The 14,660-nt window shown below is 72.8% G+C and carries 11 protein-coding genes; 4 read left to right on the forward strand and 7 right to left on the reverse strand.

All coding sequences use genetic code 11. The features are described 5' to 3' along the window. Positions 1 to 121 precede the first annotated feature (121 nt). From ACU6WY_RS12600 to ACU6WY_RS12610, 3 genes are all read right to left on the reverse strand, one after another. The gene (locus tag ACU6WY_RS12600; protein ID WP_483819983.1) at positions 122 to 1,762 is read right to left on the reverse strand and encodes an ABC-F family ATP-binding cassette domain-containing protein; all 1,641 of its coding nucleotides are present in this window, start codon (positions 1,760 to 1,762) and stop codon (positions 122 to 124) included. A gap of 413 nt (positions 1,763 to 2,175) precedes the next feature. Then, positions 2,176 to 4,569 (reverse strand): glycosyltransferase family 2 protein, encoded by a 2,394-nt coding sequence (locus tag ACU6WY_RS12605; RefSeq protein WP_483819984.1) that lies wholly within the window; start codon positions 4,567 to 4,569, stop codon positions 2,176 to 2,178. Continuing rightward, positions 4,566 to 5,453 carry a WcbI family polysaccharide biosynthesis putative acetyltransferase gene (locus tag ACU6WY_RS12610; RefSeq protein WP_483819985.1) on the reverse strand — a complete coding sequence of 296 codons (888 nt, stop codon included), beginning with the start codon at positions 5,451 to 5,453 and terminating at the stop codon, positions 4,566 to 4,568. The genes ACU6WY_RS12605 and ACU6WY_RS12610 overlap by 4 nt, the downstream gene beginning before the upstream one ends. A 155-nt stretch (positions 5,454 to 5,608) precedes the next feature. On the opposite strand from ACU6WY_RS12610, the gene ACU6WY_RS12615 reads away from it, so the two are divergent. The 4 genes from ACU6WY_RS12615 to ACU6WY_RS12630 are packed head-to-tail and all read left to right on the forward strand — an operon-like array spanning position 5,609 to position 9,643. Continuing rightward, positions 5,609 to 6,706, forward strand: coding sequence for a glycosyltransferase (locus ACU6WY_RS12615; protein WP_483819986.1), 1,098 nt, complete (start codon positions 5,609 to 5,611; stop codon positions 6,704 to 6,706). Further along, the gene (locus ACU6WY_RS12620; protein ID WP_483819987.1) at positions 6,703 to 7,839 is read left to right on the forward strand and encodes a glycosyltransferase; all 1,137 of its coding nucleotides are present in this window, start codon (positions 6,703 to 6,705) and stop codon (positions 7,837 to 7,839) included. Before ACU6WY_RS12615 ends, ACU6WY_RS12620 begins: the two co-directional genes overlap by 4 nt. Next, positions 7,833 to 8,834 carry a glycosyltransferase gene (locus tag ACU6WY_RS12625; RefSeq protein WP_483819988.1) on the forward strand — a complete coding sequence of 334 codons (1,002 nt, stop codon included), beginning with the start codon at positions 7,833 to 7,835 and terminating at the stop codon, positions 8,832 to 8,834. The genes ACU6WY_RS12620 and ACU6WY_RS12625 overlap by 7 nt, the downstream gene beginning before the upstream one ends. Further along, positions 8,831 to 9,643, forward strand: coding sequence for a glycosyltransferase family 2 protein (locus tag ACU6WY_RS12630; RefSeq protein ID WP_483819989.1), 813 nt, complete (start codon positions 8,831 to 8,833; stop codon positions 9,641 to 9,643). Before ACU6WY_RS12625 ends, ACU6WY_RS12630 begins: the two co-directional genes overlap by 4 nt. A gap of 115 nt (positions 9,644 to 9,758) precedes the next feature. Here the strand turns inward: ACU6WY_RS12630 and ACU6WY_RS12635 are convergent, their stop codons facing one another. Genes ACU6WY_RS12635 through ACU6WY_RS12650 form a run of 4 tightly spaced genes read right to left on the reverse strand, consistent with a single transcriptional unit; the run spans position 9,759 to position 14,597 of the window. Continuing rightward, the gene (locus ACU6WY_RS12635; RefSeq protein ID WP_483819990.1) at positions 9,759 to 11,441 is read right to left on the reverse strand and encodes a glycoside hydrolase family 13 protein; all 1,683 of its coding nucleotides are present in this window, start codon (positions 11,439 to 11,441) and stop codon (positions 9,759 to 9,761) included. Between the two features lie 29 nt (positions 11,442 to 11,470). Further along, the gene (locus tag ACU6WY_RS12640) at positions 11,471 to 12,388 is read right to left on the reverse strand and encodes a carbohydrate ABC transporter permease (protein ID WP_483819991.1); all 918 of its coding nucleotides are present in this window, start codon (positions 12,386 to 12,388) and stop codon (positions 11,471 to 11,473) included. Beyond that, entirely contained in the window at positions 12,385 to 13,299 is a 915-nt protein-coding gene (locus tag ACU6WY_RS12645) for a carbohydrate ABC transporter permease (protein ID WP_483819992.1), read from the reverse strand. Before ACU6WY_RS12645 ends, ACU6WY_RS12640 begins: the two co-directional genes overlap by 4 nt. Beyond that, the gene (locus tag ACU6WY_RS12650) at positions 13,296 to 14,597 is read right to left on the reverse strand and encodes an ABC transporter substrate-binding protein (RefSeq protein ID WP_483821925.1); all 1,302 of its coding nucleotides are present in this window, start codon (positions 14,595 to 14,597) and stop codon (positions 13,296 to 13,298) included. The genes ACU6WY_RS12645 and ACU6WY_RS12650 overlap by 4 nt, the downstream gene beginning before the upstream one ends. Positions 14,598 to 14,660: the final 63 nt, after the last annotated feature.

Here is a 14,660-nt window from a genome sequence, read left to right on the forward strand (position 1 = left end):
CACCCGGCATCCGGCATCCGGCATCCGGCGATAAACGCCGCCCGCGGTGAGAAACGCGCGCAGCCCGCGTTTGCCGGCGCCGCAAGCGTTTATCGACGGAGGAGGGGACGCCGACGCCCCGTCACGCCTCCGTCACGCGACCGGACTCGACGCGCCAGTGGCGGTCGGTGCGGACGGCGTCGAGCATGCGGCGGTCGTGCGTGACCAGCAGCAGCGTGCCGGTGTAGGACTCCAGCGCCTGCTCGAGTTGCTCGATCGCGGGCAGGTCGAGGTGGTTCGTGGGCTCGTCGAGCACGAGCACGTTCACCCCGCGCGCCTGCAGCAGCGCCAGCCCCGCGCGCGTGCGCTCGCCCGGCGAGAGGCCGTCGACGGGCCGCGTCACGTGCGCGGCTGCGAGGCCGAACTTTGCCAGCAGCGTGCGCACCTCGGCCGCGGTCATCTCGGGAACGAGCGCCTCGACCATCTCGGCCAGCGGGCGCTCCCCCACCAGCAGCGACCGCGCCTGGTCGATCTCGCCGATCGCGACGCTCGTGCCGAGGCTCGCCGAGCCCTCGTCGGGCGCCTGACGACCCAGGATGCCACGCAGCAGCGTCGTCTTCCCGGCACCGTTCGGCCCGGTGATGCCGATGCGCTCCCCCGCGTTCACCTGCAGCGAGATCGGTCCCAGGGTGAACGAGCCCTGCCGGAACACCGCGCTCGAGAGTGTGGAGACCACGGAGCTCGAGCGGGGCGCGGAGCCGATCGTGAACTCCAGCTTCCACTCCTTACGCGGCTCCTCGACCTCATCGAGCCGCGCGATCCGGCTCTCCATCTGCCGCACCTTCTGCGCCTGTTTCTCACTCGATTCCATCGATGCCTTGCGGCGGATCTTGTCGTTGTCGGGCGACTTCTTCATCGCGTTGCGCACGCCCTGGCTCGACCACTCCCGCTGGGTACGGGCGCGGGCGACGAGGTCGGCCTTCGTCTCGGCGAACTCGTCGTACTTCTCGCGCGCCTGACGCCGCAGGGTCGCGCGCTCCTCGAGAAAGGCGTCGTAGCCGCCGCCGTAGACGCGATGGGAGTTCTGCGCCAGGTCGAGCTCGAGCACGCGAGTGACCGACCGGGCGAGGAACTCGCGGTCGTGGCTGACGAGCACGACACCGCCGCGCAGCCCCGTCACGAACCGCTCGAGACGCTCGAGGCCGTCGAGGTCGAGGTCGTTCGTCGGCTCGTCGAGCAGGGCGATGTCAAAGCGCGAGAGCAGCAGCGCCGCCAGCCCCACGCGCGCGGCCTGCCCGCCCGACAGGCCCGTCATCAGCGCGTCCGGGCCGACGTCGAGCCCGAGGTCGGCGAGCACCACCGGCATCCGCTCGTCGAGGTCGGCGGCGCCGCTCGCGAGCCATCGCTCCAGGGCAGTGGCGTAGGCGTCATCGGCTCCCACGGCGTCGGGGTCGCCGAGGGCGGCGGCCGTGGCATCCATTTCGCGCGTCGCTTCGGCGCACCCGGTGCGGCGGGCGAGGTACTGCGCGACAGACTCACCGGGCACGCGCTCGTGCTCCTGCGGCAGCCAGCCGACGAAGGCATCGGCCGGGGCGAGCGCGATCGATCCCGCCTGCGGCTCGTCGACGCCGGCGAGCAGGCGCAGCAGCGTGGACTTGCCCGCGCCATTGGCCCCGACGACGCCGATCACCTCACCCGGGGCGACCGTGAGGTCGACGCCGTCGAAGAGGGTGCGGTGTCCGTAGCCGCCGGCGAGACCCTGGGCGACGAGCGTGGCGGTCATCCCCCGATTCTTCCAGGGCCGGGCCGCGGTGTCGGTACGTCGCCCACGCCCGAGCAGCCGTGCGGGAGCAGCAGCGTGCAGCGTGCAGCAGCCGAGCGGCCCACACCCGAGCGGCGATAAACGCGATTCCCAGCGAGAAACGCGCCGCGCCCCCGTTTCTCGCTGGGAATCGCGTTTATCGGGAGGGAAAGGAGCCTCGCCGCAGGGGAAGGAGCCCCGCCGCCGCCGCGCCGCTGCCCCGCCGCGCCGCCCCGCCGCCGCCCCGCCGCTCCGCCGCCGCCGCCGCCCGCCCGCGATAAACGCGATCCGCGGCGAGAAACGCGCGGCGCCGCCGTTTCTCGCCGGGAATCGCGTTTATCAGGAAGAGGAGGGGGAGCCACGCCGCCCCCGCCGCTGCCGCACGCCCGGCGGGCTCACGTGAAGCGGTCGAGCCCGCCCCAGCCGCCCACCCACGCCTCGAGGTGCGGCTCGTCGCGCAGCAGATGAATCCCGGATGCCACGACCTCCCCCGCCGTGAACCCCACCGGCGCACCCCAGCGCTCGGCGCGGCGACGGGCGCGGCGCGCGACGGCGGCGCCGACCGGCGTTCCGTGGGCGGCGCGGACGTCGAGGCGCCCCTCCTCGCCCTGGCCGAGTGCCGTCAGCCGCGCGGCGAGGCCGTCGGTGTCCTGCACGAGCACGGGGCGGTCGAGGCGCCACACCACCCGCGCGTCGGGCACCGCCCCGGCGCGTACGCGCGGGTCGGCGGCGAGCGCGGCGGCGGACGGCGGCGCGTCGAGCACGACGACGGCCCGGGGGAACGCGGCCAGCACGGAGTCGACGCAGAGGAACATCGCCGCCTCGGGGTGCTCCCCCGCGAGGTGTACCACCAGGTCGGGGGTCGCTGGGAGGAGGCCCCGGCCGGCGGACCCGGCGACGGGGATGTCGGCCGCCAGACGCAGCGTCTGGCGGTTGCCCTCGCGCGCGCGATCGAGGTCGCGGCCCGACCAGTCGGGGCCGTCGTGCCAGGCCACCGCGTCGGGCACGTGGGCGAGCACGGCGCCGGCCTGCCAGGCGCGATGCGCCCACTCCCAGTCCTCGCCGCCGTACACGGTGAACGACTCGTCGAAACCGCCGACCTCGTCGAACAGCGCCCGCGAGCACGCCATCACGGCGCCGATGACGAAGCGGTACGAACGGTCGTCGGCGCGCAGCAGGTCGCCCGTGCGCGCGTACTCCTCGCTCAGCCATCCCGGTTCGGCGAGCGCCCGCGCGGGGCCCGCCTCGGCGACGGACACCTCGGGGCCGAGCCCGGCCAGATCCGCGTGGCGGCGGCGTCCGACGGTCACGGCCTCGGGCAGCAGGGCGGGCAGGCGCGTGAGCGCGCGCACGTAGCCGGGTTCGGGGGTCGTGTCGGCATCCAGGAAGCACAGCACGTCGCCCGTGCTCGCGGCCACGCCGAGATTGCGCGCGGCGGACGCGCGGAACCCGCGGTCGGCCTGCCGCACGAGGCGCGCGCCCGCGGGCACGATCGGCGGCTCGGGGGAGCCGTCGTCGGCGACGACGATCTCGAGCAGGTCGCTCGGGTAGTCCTGTCCGCGCAGCGCCGCGAGGGTGCGGGCGAGCTCCTCGGGCTGGTCGTAGTGCGTCACGACGACGCTGACGCGCGGCAGCTCCGGCTCCCGCCCCGCGACGAGGTCCCACCTATTCCCCACGACCCACGCCCCCACACCCACGCCCGCCCCCGCGCCCACGCCCGCCGACTGTCCAAGACACGCCGCATCCCCCGGCGCCTCAACGGCGTGTTCTGGACACTCACCGGAAGAGGGCGCCGCACCCGGCGCTGCAGCACCCCACGGCGCCGCACCCGCCCACCACTCCACATACGCGCGGGCGGCGTCGGTGCGCCCGGCGGGGACGGGATGGATGCCGTGCCAGGTGGCATCCGCGTTTCGCATGGCCGCGCGCACGGCGTCGGCGAGCTCGTCGGGCTCGACGACGTGGAGCGTACCGGGCCGCAGGGCGTCCATCTCGTCGACGTAGCGGTTGCGGACCGCGATCGGGCGCCGGCCCCACCCGATCCACGACGCGAGCGACCCCGACGCCGAGACATGGCGGTGCGCGATGAGGGGCACCGAGATGGCCCGGGCGCGCGCGGCCATCGCCGCGTCGTCGAGCCATCCCGTCACCTCTACCGCGACCCCCGCGTCGGCGGCGCGACGGACGAACGCCTCGAGGTCGGCGGCGTGCCCGTCAGACGCCCGGCCGAGCACGGTGAGCCGGGCGATCCCCGCCTCCCGGGCGGCGGCGAGCGCCTCGTCGTGCCCTTTGCCGGGGTAGAAGAAGCCGAGCACCCCGATCGCACCGTCGGGGTGCGGCCGAGTCGCGGGGGCCGGGGCGTCCACCGGGATCGGCACGACCGCGACCGGCCCGTCCCACACGCCCTCCTCGGCCAGGAGTGCCCGCTCATGCGCGCTGTTGACCGCGACCGCGCGCGCCGCCTTCGCCACGGCGGCGTAGAACGCGCGGCGGCGGGGTCGGTTGCGCTCCCCGTCCGAGGCCTGCGGCACGTCGTGCAGCGTGACGGTGAGCGGATGCCGTGCCGCCAGCGCCGTGATCCGCTCGGTCGCCTCCTCGGGCGAGGCCCCCCACATGCGGTCGGTGACGTGCACGTGCAGCGGCGTTCCGGAGGTGAGGGCGGCGAGCTCGTCGGGCGTCACGCGCCGGATTCCGGGGGCGATCGCGTCCACCGCGTCGGCGATGTCGCGGGCGTACCCCGCCACCCCGTGCGGACCGGGCGGAACGAGGAGGACGGGCAGCGCGCTCACGCGGCGCGCCACCGATGCACGAGCGGGGCAAGGCGTTCCACCGCGGCCGCCACGAACGCGGGGTGGTCCGCGTACCACCGGCGGTGCGCCTCGGCGACGGCGGCGACCTCGACCCGCTCACCGCCCACGATCCAGTCGGCCCGGGGTTTGGCATCCAGCCCCCAGGCCTCGACCACCCCCTCCTCGAGCGGCGCCTGCACGCCGGCGAGGATCGGGCGTCCGGGGTCGACGGCGGTGCCCGGCGCTCCGAGCGCGGCGACGATCCGCTCCCCCAGGGGCAGGAACACCGCGTTCCCCGGGTGGTTGACCGTGCGGTGGAGGTCGGCAACGACGGGGGTGTACAGATCGGATGCCACGACGTCGACACCGATCTCCTCGCGGCGACGCAGCTCGACGAGGGAGTCCTCGGCCACCGCGCGCACCGCGGCGGCGGGAAGCCGCGCGGCAACGGGCAGCCCCGCCGCCTCGGCGAGCACGCGGACGTCGTGGTAGGCCACGACGGGCGGGTCCTCGTCGATCCCGGGGACGCGGATCGCGGCCTGGAACGGGTGCAGTCCGCCGTAGCGCAGCGACGGCACGACGACCGTCCGCGCCCCGGCCGGGAGTGCCGCACGCACCTGCGCCGTGCCCAGGGGGAGGTTGCGGTAGTCGTCGCGGATGGGTTGGGCCACCAGGAACGCCGCGCCCGCCAGCAAGCGGTGGAGGCGCCGGGCGTCCTCGGCATCCATTTCGTGCACCGCGGGCACCCGCACCGCGGGGTGGCTTCCGCCGGAGATCACCAGGCGGATCGACTCGGCCTGACAGTTGCCGACGACGACCCCGTATCCCTCCGGCGGGGGCGCGTCACCGAAGAACTCCGCGTAGTGCCGACGCCGCGCTATCACCGCCGTCGCGTGGTCCGCAAGGCATTCCGAACCGTCGTGTCTGCCGCCCATGATGTGAAGGTACGCCGTCGGCGCCCTCGACTTCCCACCGTTGCGTTGCCTTGCGATGCCTTCGTCGATGCGATACGCGACACGACCGCCGCACATTTGGAGGAATGACGATCGACGCTGCACCCATCCCACGTATCCGTGTTGCCGCGGTCCCCTCGGGGCACCCTTACGTGCGGGCCATCAGCGACGAGCGCGTCATCGATCTGCTCCCCGACCCGCCGCCCCCGGGCGCCCGCCCCGGGCAGTGGTGGCCGCCCCAGGTGCTGCTGCCGGCGTGGCTCGACGCGAACGCCGACGAGATCGACCTGGTCCACCTGCATTTCGGCATCGAGTCGTACACCGCCGAAGACCTCACCGAGACCGTCCGCGCGCTGCGGCGCCTCGGGCGGCCCCTCATCTACACGGTGCATGACCTGGAGAACCCGCAGCTGGTGTCGCAAGGCGCGCACCGCGCGGCCCTGAACGTGCTCGTGCGCGGTGCCGATGCGCTCATCACCCTGACCGGCCCGACCGACGAAGAGGTGCGGCGCGACTTCGACCGCTCCAGCACCGTGATCCCGCACCCCACCCTTCTCGACGTCGATGCTCCGCCCCGGGGGCGGCGGCATCCGGCCACCCGCATCGGCGTGCACCTGCGCGACCTCCGTCCCAACATCGACGGGGTCGGCACGACCGCGACGCTCGTGCGCGCTGTCGCCGCCCTGCGCGCGGAGGGGGCCGCGGTCGAGGCCGTCGTGCGGATCAATGAGAACGTCCGCGACACCGACGCCGCGGCATCCATCGAGGCCCTCGCCCGGGCCGCGGACGGCGTGACACTCGAACGCTCCGCGCGCCTCGACGACGACGCCCTCGCGGCGTGGCTCGCCGACCTCGACGCCTGCGCGCTGCCCTACACGCACGGCACCCAGTCGGGGTGGGCCGAGCTCTGCTACGACCTCGCCGTGCCCGTCGTCGGCACACGCGTGGGGCACATCGCTGCCCAGCACCCCGGCGACTTCCACTCCTTCCGGGTGGGCGATCCGGTGTCACTGGAGCGGGCGATCGTGGATGCCACGACCCCGGGCTGGTCCGTGCCGGGTTCGGCGGCGCGTGCGGCCGAGGTGGCCCGTCGCCGGACGGAGCGTGTCGTCGAACGCGACGCGGTGCGCGCGGCCCACGTCGCGCTGTACCGGCGCGCCCTGCAGATGCCGGACGCCGCATGACCCGGGGGTTCACGCCGTTGCGCGTGCTCGTCGTCGCCCCGTCGCGCTACCCGCTGCGCCAGCCCCACGCGGGTGGTCTCGAGGCGACCGTGTGGGACCGCGTGCGATGGATGCGCGACCGCGGACACGAGGTCACCCTGTGCGCTGCCGAGGGGTCGGACTTCCTCGGGGAGACGCCCGAGTTCGCCCTCCGCTCGCCCGAGTGGGCCCGCGTCGAAGACGCTTCCGACACGGTGTACCCCGAGGGGTACGCGGCCGCCACCGAGGGGGCGCACGCTGTCGCCCTCGAACGCCTGCGCGCCGACCGGCACCTGTACGACGTGATCGACAACCACAGCCTGCACCCCGCCCCGATCCGCTGGAGCCGGGATGCCGATATCCCCGTCGTGACGACCCTGCACACCCCGCCGCTCGAACCGCTCCTCGACGCGGCGGCCTACGCCCGCGGGAGTGCGCATCGCTTCGTCGCCGTCAGCCAGGCGACGGCGCGCGCATGGTCGGCGGAGGGCGTCGACGCGTTCGTGTTTCCGAACGGGATCGACACCGAGCGCTGGAGACATGGCCCCGGCGGATCCCGCTGGGTGTGGTCGGGCCGGATCGTGCCCGAGAAGGCGCCTCACCTGGCCATCGAGGCTGCGCGCACCGCGGGCGCCGAGATCGTGCTGGCAGGCCGCATCGGCGACGTCGACTACTTCCAGCAGGAGGTCGCCCCGCGCCTGGGCGCGCACGCCCGGTACGTCGGCGCGCTGCACCAGAGCGATCTGTGCCGGCTGGTCGGGGAGTCGGCGGTGGCCCTCGTGACGCCGATGTGGGACGAGCCCTTCGGTCTCGTCATCGCCGAGGCGCTCGCCACCGGCACCCCCGTCGCGGCCTTCGACATCGGCGGCGTTTCCGAGGTGCTCGCCGGCATGCCCGGGACCGCCGCGGTCATGCCCGGCGACGTCACCGCCCTCGCCCACGCCGCGAGCGATCTCGCCCGGCAGGGCCAGCGCGACCCCCTCCTTCGCGTGCGGACGCGACGCGCGGCCGTGCGCGAACACGCGCTGACGCACCGCTACCGCGAGATCGAGCGCGTCCTCGCCTACTCCGCGCAGCCCGTGGCGGTGCGCCGCGTCCCGGCGGTGTCGTGGTGATCGGCTGGTACGTGCACCACCACGGGTACGGTCACGTCGCGCGATTCCGGGCCGTGCAGCCGCACCTGCACCGCGACGTGCGCGTGTTCTCCTCTCTCCCGCGCCCCGCAGAACTGGAGGAGCGCGTGGAGTGGGTCGTGCTGCCCCACGATGCCGACACCGTCGAGCAAGAAGACGGCTCGGTCTGCGACCCGCGCGCGGGCGACCCCACGGTCCGCGGCGCGCTGCACTGGGCCCCGCACGACCACCCCGGGCACCGGGCCCGGCTCGCGACCATCGCGTCCCGCTCCGCCGACCTGCGCGCGTTCGTCGTCGACGTCAGCGCCGAGGTGGTCGCCTTCGCGCGGTTACTCGGGCTGCGCACCCTCGCGGTGACGCAACCGGGCGAGCGTACCGACGCCGCCCACGCGCTCGCGTACGACCTCGCCGACCGGATCCTCGCGCCGTGGGCGCACGGGGCGGTGTCCGCCACGGCGCTCGCCGCGCGGGCCGACCGCGTGGTGTGGACCGGCGGAATCTCCCGCTACGACGGCCGGACCGCCGACGACGCCCGCGCCGACCGGTCGGTGCTCTTCCTCGGCCGCGCGCTCGACGACCGCGTCCGCGCCGAGGCCGTGGCACGCCTCACCGCCGACGGGTGGCGCGTCCGCGCGATCGGCCACGACACCGCCTCCCGCATCGACGACCCGTGGCCGCTCCTGGCGTCGAGCACCGTCGTGGTCAGCGCGGCGGGCCAGAACAGCGTTGCCGACCTCGCCGCTGCGGGGGCGCGGGCGGTCGTCGTGGCCCAGGACCGCCCCTTCGACGAGCAGCGCGCCACCGCCGACGCCCTCGAGCGTTGGACGCTCGCGCGCGTGGCCCCCGACGACGTCGACGCCGCGGGGATCGTCGCGCTCGTCGAGGCCGCGGCGGGAGATGCCCCCGACTGGTCTCGTTGGCAGGTCGCCGGCGCCGCTCGGCGCGCCGCGGAGGCCGTCGAGGCGATGGTGCCGTGAGGATCGCGACCCTGACCGTCTCTTCCGACGCCCGCCGCGCCCACCTCGAGCGTCAGCGCGCAGTGCTCGCCGACGTCGCGAGCGGTGCGCAGCGGGTCGAGGTGGGGCTCGACGCGACACCACCGGCGCCGGCGGGGGGTCTCGCGCTCCACGTTTCGCCGGGCCCGCACGGCATGCGCGTGGGGGCCGGGCGCAACGCCGCGGCGGCCGCCGCGATCGCCGACGGCGCGGAGCTGCTGGTGTTCCTCGACGTGGACTGCCTGCCGGGCCCCGAGCTCCTCCCCCGGTACGCCGCCGCCGCCGAGGCGCACCCCGTCGCGATCCTCGCAGGGCCCGTGACCTACCTCGCGAGCGTCCAGCGGCCCCGCACCGACGATCTGCCCTTCCTCACGCGTCCGCACCGCGCCCGCCCAGCGCTGCCGCCCGGAGCGACGCGCGTGGCGACCGCCGGGGAGTACGACCTCTTCTGGTCGCTGTCGTTCGCCGTCACCCCGGCGACGTGGGAGCGGCTCGGCGGGTTCCACGACGGGTACGAGGGGTACGGCGCCGAAGACACCGACCTCGCGTGGACGGCGCGGGCCGCGGGTGTTCCGCTGGTGTGGACGGGCGGGGCGGATGCCTACCACCAGTGGCATCCGGTGTCGTCGCCGCCCTGGCAGCATCTCGACGACATTCTCCGCAACGGCGCGACCTTCCACCGCCGCTGGGGAACCTGGCCCATGCGCGGCTGGCTCGACGCCTTCGCCGCCGCCGGCGCGATCGAGCGCCGCGGCGACGCGTGGGTGCGCGTCCCGCCCACCGCCGCCTGACCGCGCCCGCGCCTCCCCGCACCGCCGCTCCGAATCCCCGAGTGTCCAAGACACGCCGTTGCTCTCGGGGGCGATACGGCGTGTCTTGGACACTCGAGGGGCACGGATGCCGGGACTACGCGCTCCGGAGCCAGGCCGACGCCTCGCCGGGGAGCGTGCCGTCCGCGACGTCGGCGCTCGCGAGGAGCACCTCGCCCGCGGGGAGCGCCACCGGCTCGGTGCCGAAGTTCGTCACGATCGTCCACCCGTTCGGGCGGGCGAAGGCCACGACATCCTCCCGGCCAAGGTCGAGCCACTCCAGCTCCTCGCCCGTCTGCAGCTCGTGCCGCAGGTCGAGCGCCCGCCGGTACAGCGACAGGGTCGAGGCCGGGTCGCCGTCCTGGCGGTCGACCGCGTACGCGGCGAACCACTCCGGCTGCGGCAGGTGCGCGCCCGCGTCACCGAAACCGAACGCCGGCCCCTCGGCCGTCCACGGCAGCGGGACGCGGCATCCGTCCCGCCCCGGGTCGACCCCCGGGCTGCGGAAGAACGTCGGGTCCTGGCGCGCGGCGTCGGGGATATCGGCGACCTCGTGCAGCGCCAGTTCCTCCCCCTGGTAGAGGTACGCCGAGCCCGGAAGCCCCAGCACGAACAGGGCGGCCGCGCGGGCGCGACGCTCGCCGCGCTCGGCGTCGAGGGTCGGCGCGACCCCGCCCGAGAGGAGCCACCGGTTGCCGTGCTTGAGCGTCGGGCGCCCGTCCGCGCCGCGCTCGGCGTCGGGCAGGCCGTACCGCGTGGCGTGACGCACGACGTCGTGGTTCGAGAGCACCCACGTCGTCGAGGAGCCCGAGCGGGCGGCGAGCGCGAGGTTGTCGGCGACGATGCGGCGGAACTGCGCCGGGTCGAAGTCGGCCTCGAGCAGGTCGAAGTTGAACGCCTGCCCCAGGCTCTCGATGCTCGCGTAGAGCGGTACGCGGGAGGGGTGCACCCACGCCTCGGCAACGGCCGTGCGGGGCGGGTCGTAGGAGTTGAACACCGCCCGCCACTCGGCGTAGACCTCGTGCACATCGTCGCGGTCGAGGAGCGGGTGGCTGCCGTCCTGCGGCATCGCGGCGAGCTCGGCGGCCGAGGGCAGCGGCTCGGTGAGGTCCTTCGTGAGCATGTGGGCCACGTCGATGCGGAAGCCGTCGACGCCCCGATCGCTCCAGAACCGCAGGGTCTTCACGAAGTCCGCGCGCACCTCGGGGTTCGCCCAGTTCAGGTCGGGCTGCGCGACGTCGAAGTTGTGGAAGTACCACTGCCCGTCCGCGACGCGCTCCCACGCGGGGCCGCCGAACACCGACTGCCAGTCCGTCGGCGGCTCGGCGCCGTCGGGCCCGGTTCCCTCGCGGAAGATGTAGCGGTCACGCTCAGCGGAGCCACGGCCGGCGGCCAGCGCCGCCTGGAACCACGCGTGGTCGTCCGAGGTGTGGTTGGGCACGATGTCGACGACGACCCGGATGCCCTGGGCGTGCAGCCGTGCGATGAGCTCGTCCATGTCGGCCAGGGTCCCCAGGCGCGGGTCGACGTCACGGTAGTCGGCGACGTCGTACCCGCCGTCGGCGAGCGCCGAGGGGTAGAAGGGGCTCAGCCAGATGGCATCCACCCCCAGCTCGGCCAGGTACGGGACGCGCGCGGTGATGCCGGGGATATCGCCCAGACCGTCGGCGTTGCTGTCGGCGAAGCTGCGCGGGTACACCTGGTACACCACGGCCTGACGCCACCAATCGGGACTGGTGGAGAGTTCGCGGGCGTGCACGGAGGGTGCGGCGGTGGTCACGGGAACGGGTCCTTTCGAGGGAGGTCGGGTCAGCCCTTGACGGCACCCTGCGTGACACCGGCCATCACCCATCGCTGGGTGAAGAGGTAGGCGACGATCGCGGGGGCCATGGCCATGAGGTACGACGCGAAGGCGACGTTGTAGTTGTTGCTGAACTGCGTCTGGAAGAGGTTCTGACGCACCGGCAGCGTCTGCATCGCCGGGTCGCTGATGATGAGCGAGGGCATCATGAAGTCGTTCCACGCGTACAGGAAGGCGAAGATGCCGACGGTCGCGCTCATCGGCGCGAGCAGCGGGAAGATCAGCCGCCAGAAGGTCTGCCACGTCGTGGCGCCGTCGATGCGCGCACTCTCTTCCAGTTCGAGCGGGATCGAGCGCAGGAACGCGGTGAACAGCAGCACGCTGAAGCTCAGCTGGAACATCGTGGCGAGGATGATCACGCCGAACGGGTTGTCGAGCCCGACCCGGCCGGTGAGCTGGATCTGCGGCAGGGCCACGACGGGGAACGGAATGAACATCGCCGCGAGCAGGTAGAAGAACGAGTACCGGAAGAGCTTGCGGTCCCAGTTGCGGGCGATCGCGTAGGAGGCGAACGCGGCCAGGATGATGGTCGCCGCGACGGTTCCGGCCGTGACCAGGAGCGAGATGCCGAGCCCGACGGGGAATCTCGTGAGCGTCCAGGCCTGCACGAAACCGTCGACGCTGATCGGCGTCGGGAACGAGAAGGCGTTGCCGTCGACGACCTGCGCTCCGCTCTTCAGCGCCATCGTGACGGTGACGTACAGGGGCAGCAGCACCGTGACCGAGCAGAGGAGGAGGATCGTCGTGGTCGACCAGGTGATGCGCTCGGCGCCGACGCGGCGGGGGCGACGTGCGGTGCGGCGCTGATCGGGGAGGGCGAGGTCGGCCTGCTCGAACGCGAGCGCCGGCTGGTTCAGAGCGGTCATGACAGGGTGTTCCTTCCGCGGGTCAGCGAGAGCTGCAGGAGCGAGATGACGATCGCAACGATGAAGAAGAGGGCCGCGTTGGCCATCTGGTAGGCGTAGTCGCCGCCGTTGAATCCGAGAATGATCGACATCGCGACACTGCGGGTCGCGGTGCCGGGGCCTCCGCCGGTGAGGCCGACGATGATGTCGTAGGCGTTGAGGAACCCCTTGAAGCCGAGGATCACGTTGATGACGACGTACCCGGCGACCAGCGGGAGCGTGATGCGCAGAAGCTGCTGCGCTTTGCTCGCGCCGTCGAGGCCCGCGGCCTCGTACACGTCACCGGGCACCGAGAGCAGCCCCGCGATGTAGATCAGGAGCGTCCCGGGGATCGCCTGCCACGCGGTGACGATGACGATCGCCACCCAGGCCAGATCAGGGTTGGCCAGCAGGCTGGTCTCCAGCCAGGGGAGGCCGAGAGCGGAACCTGCCTGCGGCACGGAATTGCTGAAGAGGAAGTTGAAGACGTAGGCGATGATGATGCCCGAGATCACCATCGGGATGACGAAGACCGTGCGCAGCGCCCTCTTGAAGCGGATCTGCGCCGTCAGCCCGACCGCCAGCAGGAACGCCACGATGTTGACCACGATGACCGTTGCGACCGAGAACCCGAACGTGAAGAGGTACGCCTGGAGGATGGCCGGGTCGCTGAACAGGGCGACGTAGTTGGTCAGCCCGACGAAATTCCACTCGCCGATGCCGATGGAGTCGGTGAAGCTGAAGAAGATCCCGATGATGCCGGGCACGGTGATCGCCAGCGTGAACAGCACCAGCGTGGGCACGAGGAAGAAGTAGTAGATCGGCTCGACCCGGCGGGTGCTGCGGCGCGCCGCGGCTTTGCCCCCGGTGACGATGGTCGTGGTGGTGGTCATCGCACGTCTCCCTCGGCGGCGGACTCGACAGAGTCGGTGGTCGACGCGGCCGGCTGGCGGAACGCCAGGCGTGACCAGTCCCGGTCCATGGTGCGCAGCGTGCTCGCGGGCGAGGCCCCGAAGATCATCGCCTGCGCGTAGTTGAAGACGGGGATCGTCTTCGGGACGAGCACGGAGGCTCCCTGATAGATGCGCCCCTCGTCGTAGTACGGGATCATCCCCGCGACGCGCGGGTCGCTCGGCGACGGCGCATCCTTCGTCGGCGCGAACCCCAGTTGCGACTCGTTGTACGCCTCGATGATCTCCGGCTGGTACAGGTACTCGAGGAAGTCGCGGGCGGCCTCCGGGTGGCGCGACCCCTCGGGGATGATGGCGGCCAGGTCCATGTTGACGCGCACGGCGAGGTCGTCGGGATCGTCGGTCATGGGGAGCGGAAAGGTGCCGGCGCCGAGGTCAGGGGAAGTCTTGGCGATCTCGCCGAGTGCCCACGGTCCCTGGAGGTACATCGCGGCCTGCCCCTGGGCGAAGGCCAGGTTTCCGTCGCCGTACGCCCGGCTCTCGGCATCCGGGTTGGTGTAGTTCGCCGCGAGCTCGAGCATCCGATCCATCGGATCGACGAAGTCCTTCTCGAACGACACCGTGGAATCCGGCCCCACCTGATCGCCCTCGGCGGCGAGGCCGTCGAAGAAGTCGAGAACGTCCAGCGACCCACCCACGGCGTAGTCGTACCACCCCTGACCGACGGTCCAGTCGTCTTTGAAGGTGCCGTAGAAGGGGGTGATTCCACCGGCCTGGAGGGTCTCGGCGGTCTGGATCAGTTCGTCCCACGTGGTGGGCACCTCGAGGCCGAACTGATCGAAGATCTCGGTGTTGTAGATGACCGACGACGCCATGACCGAATACGGCAGGGCACTAGTGCGGCCCTCGCACACGCCGTACTGATCCATGAGGGGCTGCAGATCGTCGCGCACACTCGCGGCGGCCCGCGTGTCGGAGAGATCGGTGAGCGCGCACCGCTGCACGAACCGGGCGACCTCGTAGTTGTAGTTCGCGAGCATGATGTCGGGCGGGTTGCCGCGCACGAAGCTCGCCGAGACGACGTCCACGCCCGAGGTGTCCATCTCGACGCGCACGCGATCCTGCGAGGCGTTGTAGTCGGAGACCACCTGGTCCATGAAGGCCAATGCCTCGCGCTTGCTGAACGTGAACCGGATCGTCTCGCGACCGTCGGCGGAGCAGCCCGCCAGCAGTGCGGCCCCCAGTATCGTCACCGCCGACGCGGCGACCCCTCGCCGCATCGTTGCCGTCTTCCCTGACACCGTTTCCTCCTCGCGTCCTTGCGATCTTGAATCGGGGATTAA

The sequence above is a fragment of the Microbacterium sp. ZW3a genome (assembly GCF_057167165.1).